This window comes from Erythrobacter epiphyticus (genome assembly GCF_034653295.1).
In the GTDB taxonomy this organism is placed as follows: domain Bacteria; phylum Pseudomonadota; class Alphaproteobacteria; order Sphingomonadales; family Sphingomonadaceae; genus Erythrobacter.
On record NZ_JAYEEU010000034.1, the window covers coordinates 1 to 604 of the forward strand.

General features: G+C 71.0%; 1 protein-coding gene. It reads right to left on the bottom strand.

The features are described 5' to 3' along the window. Positions 1 to 122: 122 nt before the first annotated feature. The gene (locus SOQ14_RS14365; RefSeq protein WP_322898793.1) at positions 123 to 506 is read right to left on the bottom strand and encodes a hypothetical protein; all 384 of its coding nucleotides are present in this window, start codon (positions 504 to 506) and stop codon (positions 123 to 125) included. Positions 507 to 604: the final 98 nt, after the last annotated feature.

Below are 604 nucleotides of genomic sequence, written 5' to 3' on the forward strand. Positions count from 1 at the left end.
GTGCGCAACCGCATGAAAATAGCGCAGGTGCTTGAAATTGAGATGCATCGCGCGAACAAACCCCCAGAGCCTCGGATGTCATGATAGAGCACCGCGCCGCCGCCCGCCAGTGCGCAAGCGGCTCAGGCAGTGGCGACCGCCGCAAAACAAGCGGCGACTTCGCCGGCATGGAAGGCTTGGGCCTCTGGCCCCTCGCTTGGCCCGGCATAGAGCCCCAGCTCGCGCAGCAGCACGAAATAGCCCGGCGCGGGCAGGCCGCCGCGCGCTTTCGACACCACCAGGCTGGCGAGTTGCGGCGCGCCCACTTCGCCGTCAGCCGGTGCCGCGATCCGCCATGCCCCGCAGCCGCCGGCAAGCCCGCCGTCGATCACCACCAGCCCCAGCAGCACAAGGCCGATCGCAGGGGCCAGCGCCCAGGCCGCAGGTGCCGCCGCCGCGATCAGCACCGCCAGCGGGGCAAGCGCCGCCAGCGCCCAGCCCGCGCGCGCGGTGGGCACAATCGGCACGGCGGGAAGCCGCGCCAGCAGGGCAGCGATGCGCTTAACGGCCGATCACCTTGGGGCCTCGGTCGCTTCGACCAGCTCGGTCACCAGCGCTTCGAGAT